The following is a 15,314-nucleotide window of genomic DNA, read 5'->3' as shown; positions in this document are numbered from 1 at the left end:
CTGCCCCGTTTTTTATTCAGCTTGTTGCTGCGCCTTTAGCCAGCGCCCCGGACTCACCCCCAGCTCCCGCTCGAATGCCCGACCAAAGGCAACACTGCTGCTATACCCCGCCCCCAGCGCCACCTGCACCATGGGCTCCCCCGCCAGCAGTTGCTGGCAGGCTAGCGCCATGCGCCAGTGGGTCAGATAACCAAGCGGTGCTTGACCAACCCGCTCCTGAAACCTCGCGGCAAAGCGGGCCCGCGACATGCCGGCCTCCCGCGCCAGCGTGGCCACCGTCCAGGGTTCATCCCCACGCTGATGCATCACCGAAATCGCCTTGGCCAACTGGGGATCGGAAATACCTGCCAGCATCCCCTGCTGACACACTCCTTGCTCGACCAGATGACGCAGCAGCAGGATCAACAGTACCTCCAGCAAGCGGGAGATCAGCGGATCCTGCCCGTAGCGGGGGTGAAACGCCTCGTCAAACAGCTGACTCAGCACCGGCATCAGGGCAGGCAACTCACGTAGCGGCAGCACCAGCGAGCCCGGTAATGCCAGTTGCAACGGCGATGATCCCCCCTTGCCGAATGCGACATTGGCACACACCAGATCGCAACCCCCCAACGTTCTGGGTTCAAGCTTGTGAGGACGTCCCCGAGGGAACAGGATCAGGGTCGGCTCCTCAAGCAGCAAGCTGGCGCCCCCCTCTTCACGCAGCATGACGGCGCCGCTGCGCAGCAGATGAAGATGTCCGCCGCTCGGGTAATCATCACTGGAGGAGTTCTGACACAGGTTGCCGGCGAAGAAGATCTTGGCTGCGGGGGAGGCATGAACCAACAGAGCAGAGAGCGGATCCATATTTGAGACGAATAGTATTTATTTGCAGACGATGAGTGATAAACCGTATCACGAATGACGGCACACTGTCTCCCGTACCTTCACTACCACAGGAGAAGATCATGAGCCGTATCCAACCCGTATCCCAACCGCAACCCGCAGCCGCCCAGACCCTGGCCACCCTGCAACGCAATCTGGGTATGGTGCCCAACCTCTACGCCACCCTGGCCCACTCGCCAGCCCTGCTCAATGGCTTCCTGGCCTTTGCCGAGGCGCTTGGCAAGGGGCGTCTCACTGCCTCACAACGGGAGTTGCTGGCACTGGCCATAGGTCAAGCCAACGCCTGCCAATACTGTTTGTCTGCCCACACACTACTGGCGGGCAAGGCCGGATTCTCGGCCCAGGAGATCCGGGCAGCCAGACTCGGCCAGGCCTCGGCTCCCCTTGATCACGCCCTGCTGCAACTGGCAACGGCGCTGGTCAGTCAGCGCGGGGTGATCAGTGACGAGCAGCTTGCTAGCGCCCGTGCCGCAGGCGTAGATGACGAGCTGCTGCTGGAGGTGCTCGGCCAGGTGGTGGTCAATACCCTGACCAACTATGGCAACCACCTGGCGGCGACTGAGATCGACTTCCCGCCCGTCACTCTGACCCCTTAAACAAGGAGCCCCCCCATGCAGCAACATGACAAAGGCTTTCTGGTCGCCCTGGCGGGCGTGGTATTGACCCTGCTCTGGATCGGCGTCTTCAAGTTTACCCCGACAGAGGCAGCCGCTATCAAACCACTGGTAGCCAGCCACCCCTTGATGAGCTGGCTCTATGGCCCCCTGTCGGAACAGAGCGTATCGAACCTGATCGGGGTGGTCGAGATAGTGATCGCCATCGGACTGGTCGTGGGTCTGTGGCAACCTCGCATCGGTTACTGGTGCAGCATGGGGGCTATCGTCACCTTCCTGGCGACGCTGAGCTTCCTGCTGACCCTGACAGGTGTCTGGAAGATGGTTGACGGCGTGCCAGTCACCGAGTTCTTCCTGTTCAAGGATCTGGTGTTTCTCGGTGTGGTTCTGCACTACCAGCACAGGATCCGTGCCAGCTTGTCCACTCAGGCAGCCTGACAACAATGCCTTTGGCGCCCAGGATGGGCGCCTTTTTTCGTTATGCCGCCCTGGTCTGACGCTTACTGGCCGTCTTGCGCGGTCGGGGCCCGCCAGTCGTGCTGGCCGCCGGACTCTTGCGCCTGGTAAAACGCCGCTTGCCGGCACCCGGCGCCTCCTTGGGCAGGGCGCTGAAGCTGGCGCCGGAGTCCTGCCGCGCCCCTTCAATCAGGCCGTTGAGCTGCTCGGTGAGCGGCCCCATAAACTGCTGGTAGCTGCCGTGACGCTCGGCGATCTGGCCTAGGCTCTGCTCCCACAGCGCCGTCATATCCGGCGTGGTGGCCGTCGCAGGCAGCGCCTGCACCAGCGCCCGCCCGGTCGGGGTCGCCTTGATGCTCTTGCCCTGACGCACCAGAAAGCGGCGCTTGAACAGCAGGTCGATGATGCCGGCCCGGGTCGCTTCTGTGCCGAGGCCGTCTGTGTCGCGCAGGGTCTTGCGGATCTCGGGATCCTGCACATAGCGGGCGATGCCGGTCATGGCCGCCAGCAGGGTGGCATCGGTGAACGACTTGGGCGGCTGGGTCATCTTCTCCTGCAGTTCGCCCCGCTCGCAGAACAGTTGTTCGCCCTCCTTCAGCGCGGGTAGCGTGCCCGCCTTCTCTTCGTCGTCATCCTCCTCCACCCCGAGCAGCGCCTTCCAGCCCGCTTTGAGAATGCGCCGTGCCTTGGCCTGAAACAGACCACCGGCGATGCGCAGCAGCACCTTGCTGTCGTTGTATTCGAACGGGGGATAGAACTGCAACAGGTACTGGCGGGCAATCAGGCCATAGAGCTTCGCCTCGTCGGCCCCCAGCGTAGCGGGGTTGCCCTGCTTCTCGGTGGGGATGATGGCGTGGTGGGCATCCACCTTGCTGTCGTTCCACGCCTTGCTGCGGATCTTGCCGTCTGCCTCGCTCACCGCCTTGGCCAGCGCAGGAGCAGTGGCAGCGATGGCGCCGCGCACCTGCTCGGCCCGCTTGAAGTGGTCGGTCGGCAGATAACGGCTGTCGGAGCGCGGGTAGGTGATGAGCTTGTGGCGCTCGTAGAGGCTCTGGCAGATGTCGAGCACTCGCTTGGCATCCATGCCGAACCGCTTGGCGGCATCGATCTGCAGGCTGGAGAGGTTGTAGGGCAGCGGCGCCGCCTGCTTGCGGGCCTGCTCCTCCACCGATTCAACCTGTGCGCTCTGGCCGTTGATCCGGCTCACCACCTTGTCGGCCAGCGCCCGGTTGAGCACCCGCCCCTCCTCATCCTGCCACGGCAGGCAGGCTTCCGATGGCAGCCACTTGGCGATGAAGCGCTCGTTGCTATCGGTCAGCAGATGGGCCAGCACCTCGTAGAAGGGTTTGGGGACGAAGGCCTCGATCTCGAGATCCCGCCGCACCACCAGCCCCAGCAGCGGGGTCTGCACCCGGCCAACCGAGAGCAGCTCGCTGCAACCCGCCTTGCGGCCGAGCAGGGTATAGGCGCGGGTCATGTTGATGCCGTAGAGCCAGTCGGCCCGACTGCGGGCCAGTGCGGAAACCGCCAGCGGCACGAACTCCTTGTTATCCCTCAGTTTGTCGAGGGCGCGGCGCACCGCGGGCGGGTTGAGATCGCTAATGAGGCAGCGCTGCACCGGCTTGGTTTTCGGGTAGCCGAGAAAGTCGATCACCTCATCCACCAGCAACTGCCCTTCCCGATCCGGGTCACCGGCGTTGACCACGCAGTCGGCCTGCTTGATCAGCCGCTTGATGACGGTGAGCTGGGTTTTGGTCTTGGGCTTGGCCACCAGCTGCCACTGGGCGGGGATGATGGGGAGATGCTCCATCCGCCACTGCTTGAAGGCGGCGTCATAGGCATCGGGCTCGGCCTGCTCCAGCAGATGGCCGATGCACCAGGTGACCACATCCCCCTGGGCTGTTTCGATAAAACCGTCGCCCTTCTTGTGGGGCTTGGGCAGGGCATCGGCAATGGCGCGGCCCAGCGTGGGCTTCTCGGCGATAAAGAGTCGCATCGGTGGCTACCTGCAATACTGTATATGCAGACAGTATACAACTGCCACCGCGAAAGCCCAACTGCCCCTATTCGTCGAACGGGTGATCGTGGATGGCGGCAAACAGCCGCGCCTGATTGAGCAGCGGCGCATAGTGGAAGGCATTTTCGCCATCTTCCGCCAGCAGATAGTCGGTCAGCTGTTCGCGCACCGCCTCTTGCAGGGTCTCCAGCTTCCACGGCTTGGCAAGGTAGTAGTGCAACCCGCCGCGATTGACCGCTTCGACGGTGGCCTCCAGCCCCGCTTGTCCGGTCAGCAGCAATTTGCGGCTGGCACGGGTGGAGGCTCGCCGGTTCAGCTCCACCAGAAAATCGACCCCCAGGGTTCCCGGCATGATGTGGTCACAGAGGATCAGCGCCAGCTTGTTGCCATCGCTCTCCCACTCCTCCACCACCGCACGCGCCTCATCGACGCTCTCGGTGGCTTCCAGTTCGAAGTGGGAACGGAAGGGGGCGAGATCGTGGATCACCGCATCCAGCACCTCCCGCTCATCGTCCACACACAGGATCAGATAGTGTTTGTTCATTGCTCCTCCTTGGCGACATGGTTTGGCACGCCGCGCGATTGATGCTGGCGACGGCTCAGGCCGCATGCTCCTTGTTGTGATGAGGTTCGCCCCCGTAACCGGCCTGCCCCATGCCGTCCAGCGGCAGACAGACCCGCATCCGGGTGTAACGGCCCGGTTCGGAGGCCACCTCAATCCGGCCGTGGTGCTGTTGCACTATCTGCAGCGAAACGCTCAGACCGATACCGAGGCCGAAATGGCCCTCCCGCTTGGTGGTGAAGTTGAGATCGAAGATCCGCTGCCACAGCTCGGGCTCGATGCCGCAACCGCTATCCTCGATCTCCACCATGGCCCACTCGGGATCCAGCAACCCGGTGCGGATGGTGAGTCGCCCCGGGCCGCTCATGGCATCCAGACTGTTGGCGATAAGGTTGGTCCACACCTGCTGCAGGGCGATGGGGTGACAGCGTACCAGCGGCAGCGGCTGGTACTCCTTGCAGAGCTCATGCTGCTTGAGGCGGTTTTCGAAAATCATCAGGGTATCTTCCAGCCCCTCGTGCAGGTCCACCAGCGAGGGTTCGGCACGATCCTGCCGGGCATACTGCTTGAGGCTCTTGACCAGATCGCCGATGCGGCGGGCACACACCTCGATATTGCGTAGGAAGCTGCCGGTCTGCTGGAACAGCTCCAGCCGGGCGAGCAGCGCCTCCCGCTCGTCGGCAGTGCGGCTGGCAAACCAGCGCTGCCAGTTCAGCTCGTCATCCAGATTCATCTGCACCGCCAGCCGCGCCTGCTGGCGATCACCAAAGCGCCCCTCCGCCAGCCGGGTCTTGTCACGGATCTCGCTGGTCGAGACCGGCTGGGAGGAGAGCGCCTGACAGAGGGTCTGGTTGCCCAGCCCCTTGATGGGTGCTGGCAGCTCGAGATTGACCAGATCGGGGATGGCGGCCCGCAGGGTCTCGCTGCCACGGATAATGGCCGCCACCGGATTGTTCAGCTCGTGGGCGACACCGGCTACCAACTGACCCAGCATCGCCATTTTTTCGCTCTCCACTAGCTGGGCGTGAGCGGCATCGAGGGAGTTGAGGGTCTGTTGCAGCCGCATCTCGGTGCGGATGCTGTTTTGCAGACGGCGGTTGAAGTGGCGCAGCAGCAGGTTGGTAAAGGAGGGGAGCAGTTCGCTGCGCGCCTGCATCACCCGGGAGAATTGCAGCTTGTCGAGCTTGATCACCTCGGCACCGGTCAGAGTCACGCCGGTGGTGAAGGCGGGTTCGCCGGTCACAAAGGACATGCCCCCCACCAGCGAGCCGGTACGGTAGTGCACCACCTCCTGATCGATCCCCTGCTCGTCCCGCTTGCGCAGCACCACCTCCCCCTTGGCGATAAACCAGAGAAAGCTGTTGGGCTCCCCCTCGCGGGTCAGCACATGGCCCGGGCTGTAGTGGCGGCAGACCCGCTCCTCGTCATTGCCCTCGAAAAACTGGTAGAGGCCGTCGATCACCACCCGCGACAGCTCTTCATCGCTGCAGTGGGTGTAATCCATAAAGCCCTGCCGATAGGCTGCCAACTGGCGATCGACATGGGCTCGCAGCAGCTTCTGGTTGTCGAGCACGGCGGCATAGCTCAGCAGATCCGCATCGGTACGCTGCAATACAAAGTGGCTGGCCTGCTCGATCACCGCCCGGCGCAGGCTGCCATCGCGCCAGGGGCGTTGCAGGTAGTAGTCGAGACGACCGAGGTTCACCGCCTCGATGATCGATTTCATCTCCGGCTGGCTGCCGAGCAGGATCTTGCGGCACGCCTCGTGACGGCTGCCGAGGCGGATCAGAAAATCGGCCCCTCTCCCATCCCCCAGCTCGCTGTCACACACCACTACGGCGGGTGGCTGCCCCTTGCGATCCAGCTCGTCCAAGGCCAGCTCCGCCGACCCCTGACCGACCACCACCACCAACGCGAAATGGCCGAGCAGCGGAGCCAACTCCTGTTCGAATTCGGCCAGCAGTTGCACGTTGGCGGCGACACACAGCAGTGAGAAAGGGCTCATCAGCGACACTCCGTTGAGGCTCACTGCTCACTATATCAGCGAATCTTGTGGGGTTTTGCGAGGGGGCTAACAGCTGTCGCGGAAAGTGCACAAATAGATAAAACAGAAAACAACTGAATTTAATTCGATAAATGTGTCAATAACAAAACAAAAGACAAAATGTGACAACAATCAAAAATATAAACCATGATGGAGGTCAACGCCTTATCCCTGTCATTACTACTACTATTGGACTAGTACTATGTAGGTAATTATTGACCGTAGGAAAACGCCGCCATGATTGGAAAACTGATAAGAAAAACCTGGTTCTGGCTCCTGCTGCTCGGGGCCCTGCTGGGTGTCGCGGCACTGGGTGTCACCGTGACCGTGCTGCACAAGACCAGCTCCACCGAATTCTGCGTCTCCTGCCACTCCATGCAGACTCCGCTCGCCGAGTATCAGGGCAGTGTCCACTTCCAGAACACCAAGGGGATCCGCGCCGAGTGCGCCGACTGCCACATCCCGGGCGACCCCACCTCCTACCTGTGGACCAAGATCCGCGCCGTGAAGGATATCTATCACGAGGCGATCGGCACGCTGGATACCCCGGAAAAGTATGAAGCCCACAAGCTGCGGATGGCCCAGTCCGTCTGGGACGAGCTGAAAGCCAACGACTCCGCCACCTGCCGCAGCTGCCACAGCTACGAGGCGATGGACATTCTGGCCCAGCGCCCCAATGCCCGCGCCGAGCACCCGGTCGCCATCAAGGAGGGTCAGACCTGTATCGACTGCCACCGCGGTGTCGCCCACATCATGCCTGACATGAGCGGCCTGGCTGCCGCCGGTGCCAGCGAGCTGGCGCAGGCTGCGGCCCAGACCCCGGCCAACGTCACCACCCGTTACGCCATCGCTACCACCCCGCTGTTCCTCGATGCTGCCGCCAAGACCGACGAAGGCACCCTGATGCCATCCACCAAGGTGGAAGTGCTGGCCAACGAAAACGGCCGCGCCAAGGTGCAGATCGAAGGCTGGCAACAGGATGGTGTGAGCGAAGTGTTCTACGCCGCACCGGGTAAACGGATCCTCAGCGTACTGGTCGGCGATGCCGCCAAGAAAGCACTGGTCACCGGCCAGAGCGAAACCGACAGCGCCACCAACCTCACCTGGCATCAGGTCAAGCTGACCGCCTGGGTCGACCAGAGCCAGCTCATCGGCGATCAGGGCAAGCTGTGGCAATACGCCTCCACCCTGATGTCCAACAACTGTACCGGCTGCCACGGCCTCACCGCGCTGGATCACTTCAATGCCAATCAGTGGATCGGCGTCATCAAGGGGATGGAATCTCGTACCTCCCTGACCCCGGAACAGGCTCGCATGTTGACCCAGTATGTCCAGAAACACGCCAGTGACATGAGCGCGGCCCACTAAGGCTGGCACAGAGGAAAACCGTTATGACTTTTTTCAATGACAAGAAGACCAATCTGTCCCGCCGCAACCTGCTCAAGGGGCTCGGCGCCTGCGCAGCCCTGCCCCTGCTCGGCGGCATTTTTCCCAAGAGTGCGCTGGCGCAAGCCATCAGCACCGCATTGAGTCAGTTCCCGACCCTGGTGCCCGCCCAGAAGGGCATTCTGACCGGCGCCCACTGGGGGGCTTTCGAGGCGATCGTCGAAGATGGCCGCATGGTGCGCGTCCAGCCGGTGGCCGATGATCCGGCGCCGAACGATCTCATCGATATGGCGCCGTTCCAGGTGCATGCCAAGAACCGCATCAAGTACCCCATGGTGCGCAAGAGCTGGCTGGAGCATGGCCCGGGCGCCAAGCCGGAGCTGCGCGGTGCCGACGAGTGGGTGCGAGTGAGCTGGGACAAGGCGATCGAACTGGTGGCCGGTGAGATCCAGCGGGTTCAGAGTGACTTCGGCCCGCAGGCGATCCACGCCGGTTCCTACGGCTGGAAGAGTGTCGGCATGTTCCACAACAGCCGCACCCTGCTGCACCGCCTGATGAACCTCTCCGGCGGTTTCACCGGTTATGCCGGTGACTACTCCACGGGCGCGGCCCAGGTGATCATGTCCCACGTGATGGGTTCCATCGAGGTGTACGAGCAGCAGACCGCCTGGCCCAACGTGGTGGAGAACGCCGAACTGGTGGTGCTGTGGGGGGTCAACGCCCAGGTCACCCTGAAGAACAGCTGGAACATGCCGGATCACGAGGGTCAGGCCGGCTTCATGGCCCTCAAGGAGAAAGGCACCCGCGTCATCAGCATCGACCCCATCTACAACGAGACCGCCAAGCTGGTCGGCGCCGAGTGGATTGCCCCGAACGCCTACACCGACGTAGCCATGATGCTGGGTGTGGCCCACACCCTCTACAGCGAGAAGAAGCACGATCAGGCCTTCCTCGATCGCTACACCGTCGGCTTCGACAAGTTCCTGAACTACCTGCTCGGCAAGGATGACGGCCAACCGAAGAGCGCCGAATGGGCGAGCACAGTCTGCGGCGTCGATGCCAAGGTGATCCGCCAGCTGGCTCTCGACATGGCCGCCAAGCGCACCATGATCATGGCCGGTTGGGGCATGCAGCGTCAGCAGCACGGCGAACAGCCGAACTGGATGCTGGTGACTCTGGCCTCCATGCTGGGCCAGATCGGCCTGCCGGGCGGCGGCTACGGCTTCAGCTACCACTACTCCTCCGGTGGCAGCCCCACCGCCAAGGGTGGCATTCTGGCCGGTATCTCCGCCGGCAACGCGCCGAAGAACAGCCCGGCACCGATCCCGGTGGCCCGCATCGCCGACTGTCTCGCCAACCCGGGCAAGACCATCGACTTCAACGGCCGTAAGGTGACCTATCCGGACATCAAGCTGGTCTACGTGGCGGGCGGCAACCCCTTCCACCACCATCAGGACACCAACAACCTGCTGCAAGCGTGGCGCAAGCCGCAGACCGTGATCGTGCACGAGCCCTACTGGACCGCTACCGCCAAGCACGCCGATATCGTGCTGCCGGTCACCACCAGCTACGAGCGCAATGATCTGGAGATGGGCGGCGACTACTCCCAGCGCTATGTGTTCCCGATGCACCAGTGCGTCCCGCCCCAGCACGAGTCCCGCAATGACTTCGACATATTCAGCGCCATCGCCGCCAAGCTGGGCGTGCAGGAGCAGTACACAGAAGGGAAGGACGAGATGCTGTGGCTCAAGCAGATGTACGACGGCATGGCGGCGCAGGCCCGCGGCGCCCGCGTCGCGCTGCCGCCGTTCAACATGTTCTGGGAGTCCAACAACTACATCCGCTTCCCGATCCCCGAGGCCAACCGCCAGTGGATCCGTCACGCCGATTTTCGCGAGAATCCGCTGCTCAACCCGCTCGGCACCCCGTCCGGCAAGATCGAGATCTTCTCCAACACGGTAGCCGGGATGGGTTATGCCGACTGCGCCGGTCATCCCAAGTGGTATGAGCCCAAGGAGTGGGTGCAGAGCGAGGTGGCGGCGCGCTATCCGCTGTCGCTCAACACTTCGCATCCGACCCAGCGGCTGCACTCCCAGCTCGACAACACCCCGCTGCGGGACAAGTTCGCCATCGCCGACCGCGAAGCAATCATGATCCATCCCGCCGACGCCAAGGCTCGTGGCATCGCCCAGGGGGATCTGGTGCGCGCCTTCAACGAACGCGGCCAGATCCTGGTGGGCGCCCTGCTCTCCGAAGATGTGCGCCAAGGGGTGGTGCGGATCTGCGAAGGGGCCTGGTATGACCCGGCCAAGCCGGGCGAAGCGGGCAGCATCTGCAAGAACGGCAACGTCAACTGCCTCACCTTCGACGAGGGCTCGTCCAGTCTGGCGCAGGGCAACTGCGGCCACATGGCCCAGCTGCAGATCGAGAAGTACACAGGCCCGGTGCTGGCCAACACCGCCCACGCGGTACCGGCCAACGGCTAAGGCGATTACCACCCAATAAAAACGGCGCCATCAAGGCGCCGTTTCTTTATCCGTCTGCCAAAGCTCAGGCATGGTCGGAACGGGTTTAGAACTCCCCTTCCTCCATATACTCCTGCGCGCATTCAACCAGCTGCGGCCACAGCTCTTCCGGCACCCAGGCGTCCGGGTCATCTTCATCCCCGTCGTACTGGCTCCAGAAATAGCGACGCAGGCCGGAGGCAAACTCGTCGCTGATCTCGGCCAGCTCCGAGAGCGGCCCCAACCAGGCGATGCGGCGCAGGCCGGAGGCGAGATCGTTGATGGCATCCATCAGGGTGCGATCGTCGAAGCTCTGCTCCACCAGCAGGGTGAAGCGCTCGCGCGCCTGCTCGGTCTGCTCTTCATCCAGCTCGCCCACATCGGCCAGCAGGTCGACAAAATCTTCCAGAAGGAACGCGATCAGGCCATCCCTGTCTTCAAACCACTGGATCTGGGTGCCCTTGACCCCCAGCACAGAGGCATCAAACGAATCGTCAAGGTGACACAGTGCCCACGGATCGTCGGTCATGCTTCTCTTCCTCAGGCTAAAACAAATGCCATATGTTATGCCTAGCTCTCGACTCTTGCCACCTTGGGCAACGAGAGGGAGGCGGCCAGACCGCCCAGTTCGGCGCGGCCCATGATGAAACTGCCCCGATAGGCTTCCGCCAGATCGGAGACGATGTTGAGACCCAGGCCCGAGCCCGGTACCTTCTCGTCGAGCCGCACCCCGCGCAGCACCGCCTTGGCGATCTGATCCTCGCTCATGCCGGGGCCGTCATCCTCGATACGCAAGGTGATCCAGCCCCCCAGCTCGGCGCTGGAGATGCGCAGCTCGCTGGCAGACCACTTGAAAGCGTTCTCCAGCAAATTGCCCACCATCTCGTCGAAGTCCTGCTCCTCCACCCCGACCGCCAGATTGGCGGGCACTTGCAAGTCCACCGTCTTGCCCGGATAGAGGCGGGAGAAGGCGCGGCAGATATACTCCACCCGCGCCCGCACCGGCGTCGAGACCCCGAGGATCTTGGCGGCGCCGGTCACCCGCGCCTTGCCGAGGTGATAATCGATGTGGCGCTGGATCTGGTCGAGCTGCTCGCCGATGGCAGCCTGATCCTCCGGCGGCAACTGGGCCACCTGATTGCGCATGATGCTGAGCGGCGTCTTGAGGGCGTGGGCCAGATTGCCGGTGTGGGATCGCGCCCGCTGAAGCAGCTCGCCGTAGTGATGCAGCAGCCGGTTGATATCCTCCACCAGCGGCTGGATCTCCAGCGGATAGCGCAGCCGGAACCCCTCCTGATGACCCTCGTGAACCCGCCCCAGTTCGCGGCGCAGCAGGTGCAGCGGCCGCAAGCCGTAGACTATCTGGAACATGAAGCCGAGCACCAGACCGGCGGCAGCAAAGCCGAGACCGAGGAACAGGCTGATCCGGGTCTTGTTGAGGGTCTGGGTCAGGGCGCTGCTGTCCTTGGCCATCACCAGAGTGAACACCCGATCCGAACCGGGCAGCAGCACGGTACGGGTCATGATCAGCAGCGGCTCCTTGTTGGGCCCCTTGCCGACGAAGAGGTCGGGATCGCCAAACGCCGACTTGAGGCCGTCGCTCTTCAGGTTGGTATCCCACAGGGAACGGGAGCGCCCCACCACATCGCGGCCCAGCTCCAGCTGCCAGTAGTAGCCGGAGTAGGGTTGATTGAAACGGGGATCGGAGAGGGAGCCGGTGACCACTGGCAGGCCGGTTTTGGCCACTTCTAGCCGGGAGAGCAGATCATAAAGCTGCAGGCGAAGGCCGTCGGCCTCCGCCTCCTGCCAGTAGTTGCGCATCATGGTCTGCAGGCTGAAACCGGTGGCGAACAGAAACAGCCCGCACCACACCAGCGCGATGGCGACCAGTCGCCCCCGCAGGGTTCTCACCAGCCTCATTCGTTGATCCGGTACCCGAGGCCGCGCACTGTCTCTATCAGATCGGAGTTGGTTTTCTTGCGGATCCGGCCGATGAACACCTCCACGGTATTGGAGTCACGGTCAAAATCCTGAGCATAGATGTGGTCGATCAGCTCGCTGCGTGATACCACCTTGCCCCTGTGCTGCATCAGGTAACCCAGCACCCGAAACTCGTGGGCGGTCAGTTTGATGGGGGTCCCTTCGTACCACACCTGCGACGCAGCCATGTCGAGCCGCACCCCGCCGATCTCCAGAATGGAGCTGGCGTTGCCCGCCGCCCGGCGCACCAGTGCATGCACCCGCGCCACAAGCTCGGCCACCTGGAACGGCTTGGTGAGGTAGTCGTCGGCACCGGCGTTAAGCCCCTCGATCTTCTCGTGCAGCTGGCCACGGGCGGTCAGCACCAGCACAGGGGTATCGATCCCCTTGCTGCGCCACTCCTTCAGCACGCTCAGGCCATCCCGCCCAGGCAAACCGAGGTCGAGAATGATGGCATCGTAAGGTTCTGTCTCTCCGAGAAAACCGGCCTCGTTGCCATCGTGGCAGAGGTCGGTGACAAAGCCGGAGAGGCGCAGCTGTTCGGCCAGCTGGCCAGCCAGAATTTTTTCGTCTTCAACAATCAGAATTCGCATGAACAGGCTTCCACACAGGGGTTATTCATCATCCTCGACCGGGGGCTTTGGCGGTTCGAACAACCGCTCCAGATGGTGGCCCTTGGCCCACACCAGCTCAAGGTTGTCAGCCCGATAGGCCACCTTGATCACGCTATTCTCCCGATCGATGACTCGCAGTTCATAGAGCCAGATACCATCCTCTTCCCCCAGATCCACCCGCAACACCCGCACCGGCAATCTGGCCGCCACCTCCATCATTTCATGGAAGGGCCGAACCCGTCCCTCATGGACAGCTTGCTGCAGCATGGCTTCATCAGGCGTGACCGCCTGTGCCAGCAACGGCAGCAATAACCCAAGCAGAGGGAGCGCTCTATTCATGGATGATTCATCTCCAAAAACCTAACATAATGGCGTTTATAGTCTGCCAGCCATGAATCCGGAATGAATATGATCCCGCGCAGTTTCCTGCTGATCCTTTGCCTGTTGAGTGCCACAAGCTGGGCGGCCCAGAGCCGTCTCGACATGGCCGGGCTGGTCAAACTCCTGCTGGCGCAAGGGTATCACGACATTCGGGAAGTGGAGCTGGAAGGGGACAAATTCGAGGTCAAAACCCTCAATCGCCAGGATCAGAAGGTGCATCTCATCGTCGATGCCTACACTGGCGAGATCAAACAACAAGAGGCCGATTAGGCCTCTTTTGCATTCCAGCGTCCCCGCCAAGGACGCAGCAGTTTCTCCCGTCTCGGCCAGAGCAGGGCGCAGGCCAGCAGCAGGTAGATGAGGGGCTCCCCCCAACCACTCTTGAGCGACCACCAGTAGTGCACCGGCACCAGCAGGGCGATGGCATAGACCCAGTTGTGCAGCTTCTGCCATGCGGCGCCCATGCGTCTCTGCAATGCGGGCAGCGAGGTGATGCTGAGAGCGGCCAGCAGCAACAGCGCTACCATCCCCACTACTATGTAGCTGCGCTTGACCAGCTCGCCGCCAATCAGGCCCCAGTCAAACTGCAGATCCAGCCCCAGCCACGCCATGAAGTGGAGCAGCGCCCAGGCAAAACACCAGAGCCCGAGGGGGCGGCGCAGCTTGATAAGCTGCCCCTGCCGCCAGCGCTTGGCCAGCGGCGACACCAGCAGGGTGAGCAGCAGCAGGTTGAGCGCCCCCTTGCCGAGGTAGTGGATAAGCTCGGGCACCGGATCGCCCCCCAGCAGACCTGCCGGAATGGCAAAAACCAGCCAGAGCAGGAAGCCGAGGGAGCCCAGATGCACCAGCGCCCGCAAACCGCTGATATGGGCCGGTTTCAATCTCAGTACCATTGGCGCAGATCCATCCCCTGATAGAGCGAGGCGACTTCGTCACCATAACCGTTGAACATCAGGGTCGGCTGACGCTTGGCGCCAAACACCCCGCCCTCACCGATAAAGCGCTCGCTTGCCTGACTCCAGCGCGGGTGATCAACCTGCGGGTTGACGTTGGCGTAGAAGCCATATTCGTTGGGAGCCAACAGATTCCAGGTGGTCGGCGGCATCTCCTCTACCAGCCGGATCGAGACGATGCTCTTGATGCTCTTGAAGCCGTACTTCCACGGCACCACCAGCCGGATCGGCGCGCCATTCTGGGCAGGCAGGGTCTTGCCATAGAGCCCCATCGCAAGGAAAGAGAGAGGGTGCATCGCCTCGTCGATACGCAACCCTTCGACGTAGGGATACTCGATGCCGCCCCCCAGACTGGAGGCCTGCCCCGGCAGCTGTTTCGGATCAAACAGGGTTTCGAAGGCAACAAACTTGGCGCGACTGGTGGGCTCGGCACGGCGGATGATCTCCGCCAGCGAGATGCCGTTCCAGGGCAGTACCATGGACCAGGCTTCAACGCAGCGCAGCCGGTAGATCCGCTCCTCCAGCTCGCTCTTGTTGATGAGATCCCACACATCGAGGGTAAAAGGCTTTGCTACCTCCCCCTCCACCTTGAGGGTCCATGGTTCGGGCTTGAGGTAACGGCCGTTGCGAGCCGGGTCGGACTTGTCGGTGCCCAGCTCATAGAAGTTGTTGTAACTGGTGGCCTTCTCTTCCGGTGTCAGCACCAGATTGGCCGGGCGCTCCGCAGGCTTGCTGTTGAGCGGCTTGGTGGCTAATTGGGGAGCATCCTCTTTACCGCGCAGCAGATCGAGTACACCGGCCTGAGTGGGAAATGCCAGGGTGGCTGCGCCCAGACCCAGCCCTTTGAGAATAAGGCGGCGGTCCTGATAGACGGCTTCCGGGGTGACATCCTGTTCGGTGAGGGGGTGGGCGGTACGACGC

The 15,314-nt window shown here is 62.5% G+C and carries 15 protein-coding genes; 5 read left to right on the top strand and 10 right to left on the bottom strand.

Translation table 11 applies throughout. The features are described 5' to 3' along the window. Window positions 1–12: 12 nt before the first annotated feature. Window positions 13–843 (bottom strand): AraC family transcriptional regulator, encoded by an 831-nt coding sequence (locus tag AB5Y85_RS05100; protein WP_257686804.1) that lies wholly within the window; start codon window positions 841–843, stop codon window positions 13–15. Window positions 844–944: 101 nt separating this feature from the next. Between AB5Y85_RS05100 and AB5Y85_RS05095 the strand changes: the two genes are divergently transcribed. After that, entirely contained in the window at window positions 945–1,478 is a 534-nt protein-coding gene (locus tag AB5Y85_RS05095) for a carboxymuconolactone decarboxylase family protein (protein ID WP_257686805.1), read from the top strand. A gap of 15 nt (window positions 1,479–1,493) precedes the next feature. Continuing rightward, complete coding sequence (locus tag AB5Y85_RS05090) at window positions 1,494–1,934, top strand: DUF417 family protein (protein ID WP_005357613.1); 441 nt, start codon at window positions 1,494–1,496, stop codon at window positions 1,932–1,934. A gap of 40 nt (window positions 1,935–1,974) precedes the next feature. On the opposite strand, the gene AB5Y85_RS05085 is transcribed toward AB5Y85_RS05090, so the two are convergent. The 3 genes from AB5Y85_RS05085 to AB5Y85_RS05075 all read right to left on the bottom strand — a co-directional run bounded on the left by AB5Y85_RS05085 (window position 1,975) and on the right by AB5Y85_RS05075 (window position 6,536). Continuing rightward, entirely contained in the window at window positions 1,975–3,948 is a 1,974-nt protein-coding gene (locus AB5Y85_RS05085; RefSeq protein WP_257686806.1) for a DNA topoisomerase III, read from the bottom strand. A gap of 67 nt (window positions 3,949–4,015) precedes the next feature. Continuing rightward, on the bottom strand, window positions 4,016–4,513 hold the full coding sequence (locus tag AB5Y85_RS05080; RefSeq protein ID WP_236374771.1) for a response regulator: 498 nt from the start codon (window positions 4,511–4,513) through the stop codon (window positions 4,016–4,018). A 55-nt stretch (window positions 4,514–4,568) separates the two neighbouring features. Beyond that, the gene (locus tag AB5Y85_RS05075) at window positions 4,569–6,536 is read right to left on the bottom strand and encodes an ATP-binding protein (protein WP_257686807.1); all 1,968 of its coding nucleotides are present in this window, start codon (window positions 6,534–6,536) and stop codon (window positions 4,569–4,571) included. A gap of 276 nt (window positions 6,537–6,812) precedes the next feature. On the opposite strand from AB5Y85_RS05075, the gene AB5Y85_RS05070 reads away from it, so the two are divergent. Continuing rightward, window positions 6,813–7,943, top strand: coding sequence for a NapC/NirT family cytochrome c (locus AB5Y85_RS05070; protein WP_005339847.1), 1,131 nt, complete (start codon window positions 6,813–6,815; stop codon window positions 7,941–7,943). 23 nt (window positions 7,944–7,966) lie between these two features. Next, complete coding sequence (gene torA / locus AB5Y85_RS05065; protein WP_257686808.1) at window positions 7,967–10,447, top strand: trimethylamine-N-oxide reductase TorA; 2,481 nt, start codon at window positions 7,967–7,969, stop codon at window positions 10,445–10,447. Between the two features lie 85 nt (window positions 10,448–10,532). On the opposite strand, the gene AB5Y85_RS05060 is transcribed toward torA, so the two are convergent. The 4 genes from AB5Y85_RS05060 to AB5Y85_RS05045 are packed head-to-tail and all read right to left on the bottom strand — an operon-like array spanning window position 10,533 to window position 13,398. Next, on the bottom strand, window positions 10,533–10,994 hold the full coding sequence (locus tag AB5Y85_RS05060) for a hypothetical protein (protein ID WP_257686809.1): 462 nt from the start codon (window positions 10,992–10,994) through the stop codon (window positions 10,533–10,535). 41 nt (window positions 10,995–11,035) lie between these two features. Further along, window positions 11,036–12,385, bottom strand: a complete 1,350-nt coding sequence (locus AB5Y85_RS05055; RefSeq protein ID WP_005339828.1) for a sensor histidine kinase — start codon at window positions 12,383–12,385, stop codon at window positions 11,036–11,038. After that, window positions 12,382–13,038 carry a response regulator transcription factor gene (locus AB5Y85_RS05050; protein ID WP_257686810.1) on the bottom strand — a complete coding sequence of 219 codons (657 nt, stop codon included), beginning with the start codon at window positions 13,036–13,038 and terminating at the stop codon, window positions 12,382–12,384. Before AB5Y85_RS05050 ends, AB5Y85_RS05055 begins: the two co-directional genes overlap by 4 nt. A 21-nt stretch (window positions 13,039–13,059) precedes the next feature. Further along, window positions 13,060–13,398, bottom strand: a complete 339-nt coding sequence (locus AB5Y85_RS05045; RefSeq protein ID WP_005339825.1) for a PepSY domain-containing protein — start codon at window positions 13,396–13,398, stop codon at window positions 13,060–13,062. A 63-nt stretch (window positions 13,399–13,461) separates the two neighbouring features. Between AB5Y85_RS05045 and AB5Y85_RS05040 the strand changes: the two genes are divergently transcribed. Next, window positions 13,462–13,710 carry a PepSY domain-containing protein gene (locus AB5Y85_RS05040; protein ID WP_013724184.1) on the top strand — a complete coding sequence of 83 codons (249 nt, stop codon included), beginning with the start codon at window positions 13,462–13,464 and terminating at the stop codon, window positions 13,708–13,710. Here AB5Y85_RS05040 and msrQ read toward each other — a convergent pair. Beyond that, window positions 13,707–14,333, bottom strand: a complete 627-nt coding sequence (gene msrQ / locus AB5Y85_RS05035) for a protein-methionine-sulfoxide reductase heme-binding subunit MsrQ (protein ID WP_257686811.1) — start codon at window positions 14,331–14,333, stop codon at window positions 13,707–13,709. The two genes, AB5Y85_RS05040 and msrQ, sit on opposite strands and share 4 nt — an antisense overlap. Then, window positions 14,324–15,314, bottom strand: a 991-nt coding sequence (msrP, locus tag AB5Y85_RS05030; protein WP_368221238.1) for a protein-methionine-sulfoxide reductase catalytic subunit MsrP, incomplete at its 5' end; no start/stop codon positions are given. The genes msrQ and msrP, both read right to left, overlap by 10 nt.

This window comes from Aeromonas sp. R3-1 (assembly GCF_040908345.1).
GTDB classification, from domain to species: domain Bacteria; phylum Pseudomonadota; class Gammaproteobacteria; order Enterobacterales; family Aeromonadaceae; genus Aeromonas; species Aeromonas veronii.
Note: the sequence above shows the minus strand (reverse complement) of the source record. Positions and strands in the feature narration are given on the sequence as shown.

Coding starts and splice junctions, on each gene's coding strand:
- AB5Y85_RS05100 (WP_257686804.1), bottom strand. CDS start 843: ATGGATCCGCTCTCTGCTCTGTTGGTTCATGCCTCCCCCGCAGCCAAG.
- AB5Y85_RS05050 (WP_257686810.1), bottom strand. CDS start 13,038: ATGCGAATTCTGATTGTTGAAGACGAAAAAATTCTGGCTGGCCAGCTG.
- AB5Y85_RS05080 (WP_236374771.1), bottom strand. CDS start 4,513: ATGAACAAACACTATCTGATCCTGTGTGTGGACGATGAGCGGGAGGTG.
- AB5Y85_RS05075 (WP_257686807.1), bottom strand. CDS start 6,536: ATGAGCCCTTTCTCACTGCTGTGTGTCGCCGCCAACGTGCAACTGCTG.
- AB5Y85_RS05045 (WP_005339825.1), bottom strand. CDS start 13,398: ATGAATAGAGCGCTCCCTCTGCTTGGGTTATTGCTGCCGTTGCTGGCA.
- AB5Y85_RS05085 (WP_257686806.1), bottom strand. CDS start 3,948: ATGCGACTCTTTATCGCCGAGAAGCCCACGCTGGGCCGCGCCATTGCC.
- AB5Y85_RS05055 (WP_005339828.1), bottom strand. CDS start 12,385: ATGAGGCTGGTGAGAACCCTGCGGGGGCGACTGGTCGCCATCGCGCTG.
- AB5Y85_RS05060 (WP_257686809.1), bottom strand. CDS start 10,994: ATGACCGACGATCCGTGGGCACTGTGTCACCTTGACGATTCGTTTGAT.
- AB5Y85_RS05070 (WP_005339847.1), top strand. CDS start 6,813: ATGATTGGAAAACTGATAAGAAAAACCTGGTTCTGGCTCCTGCTGCTC.
- AB5Y85_RS05040 (WP_013724184.1), top strand. CDS start 13,462: ATGAATATGATCCCGCGCAGTTTCCTGCTGATCCTTTGCCTGTTGAGT.
- torA (WP_257686808.1), top strand. CDS start 7,967: ATGACTTTTTTCAATGACAAGAAGACCAATCTGTCCCGCCGCAACCTG.
- msrQ (WP_257686811.1), bottom strand. CDS start 14,333: ATGGTACTGAGATTGAAACCGGCCCATATCAGCGGTTTGCGGGCGCTG.
- AB5Y85_RS05095 (WP_257686805.1), top strand. CDS start 945: ATGAGCCGTATCCAACCCGTATCCCAACCGCAACCCGCAGCCGCCCAG.
- AB5Y85_RS05090 (WP_005357613.1), top strand. CDS start 1,494: ATGCAGCAACATGACAAAGGCTTTCTGGTCGCCCTGGCGGGCGTGGTA.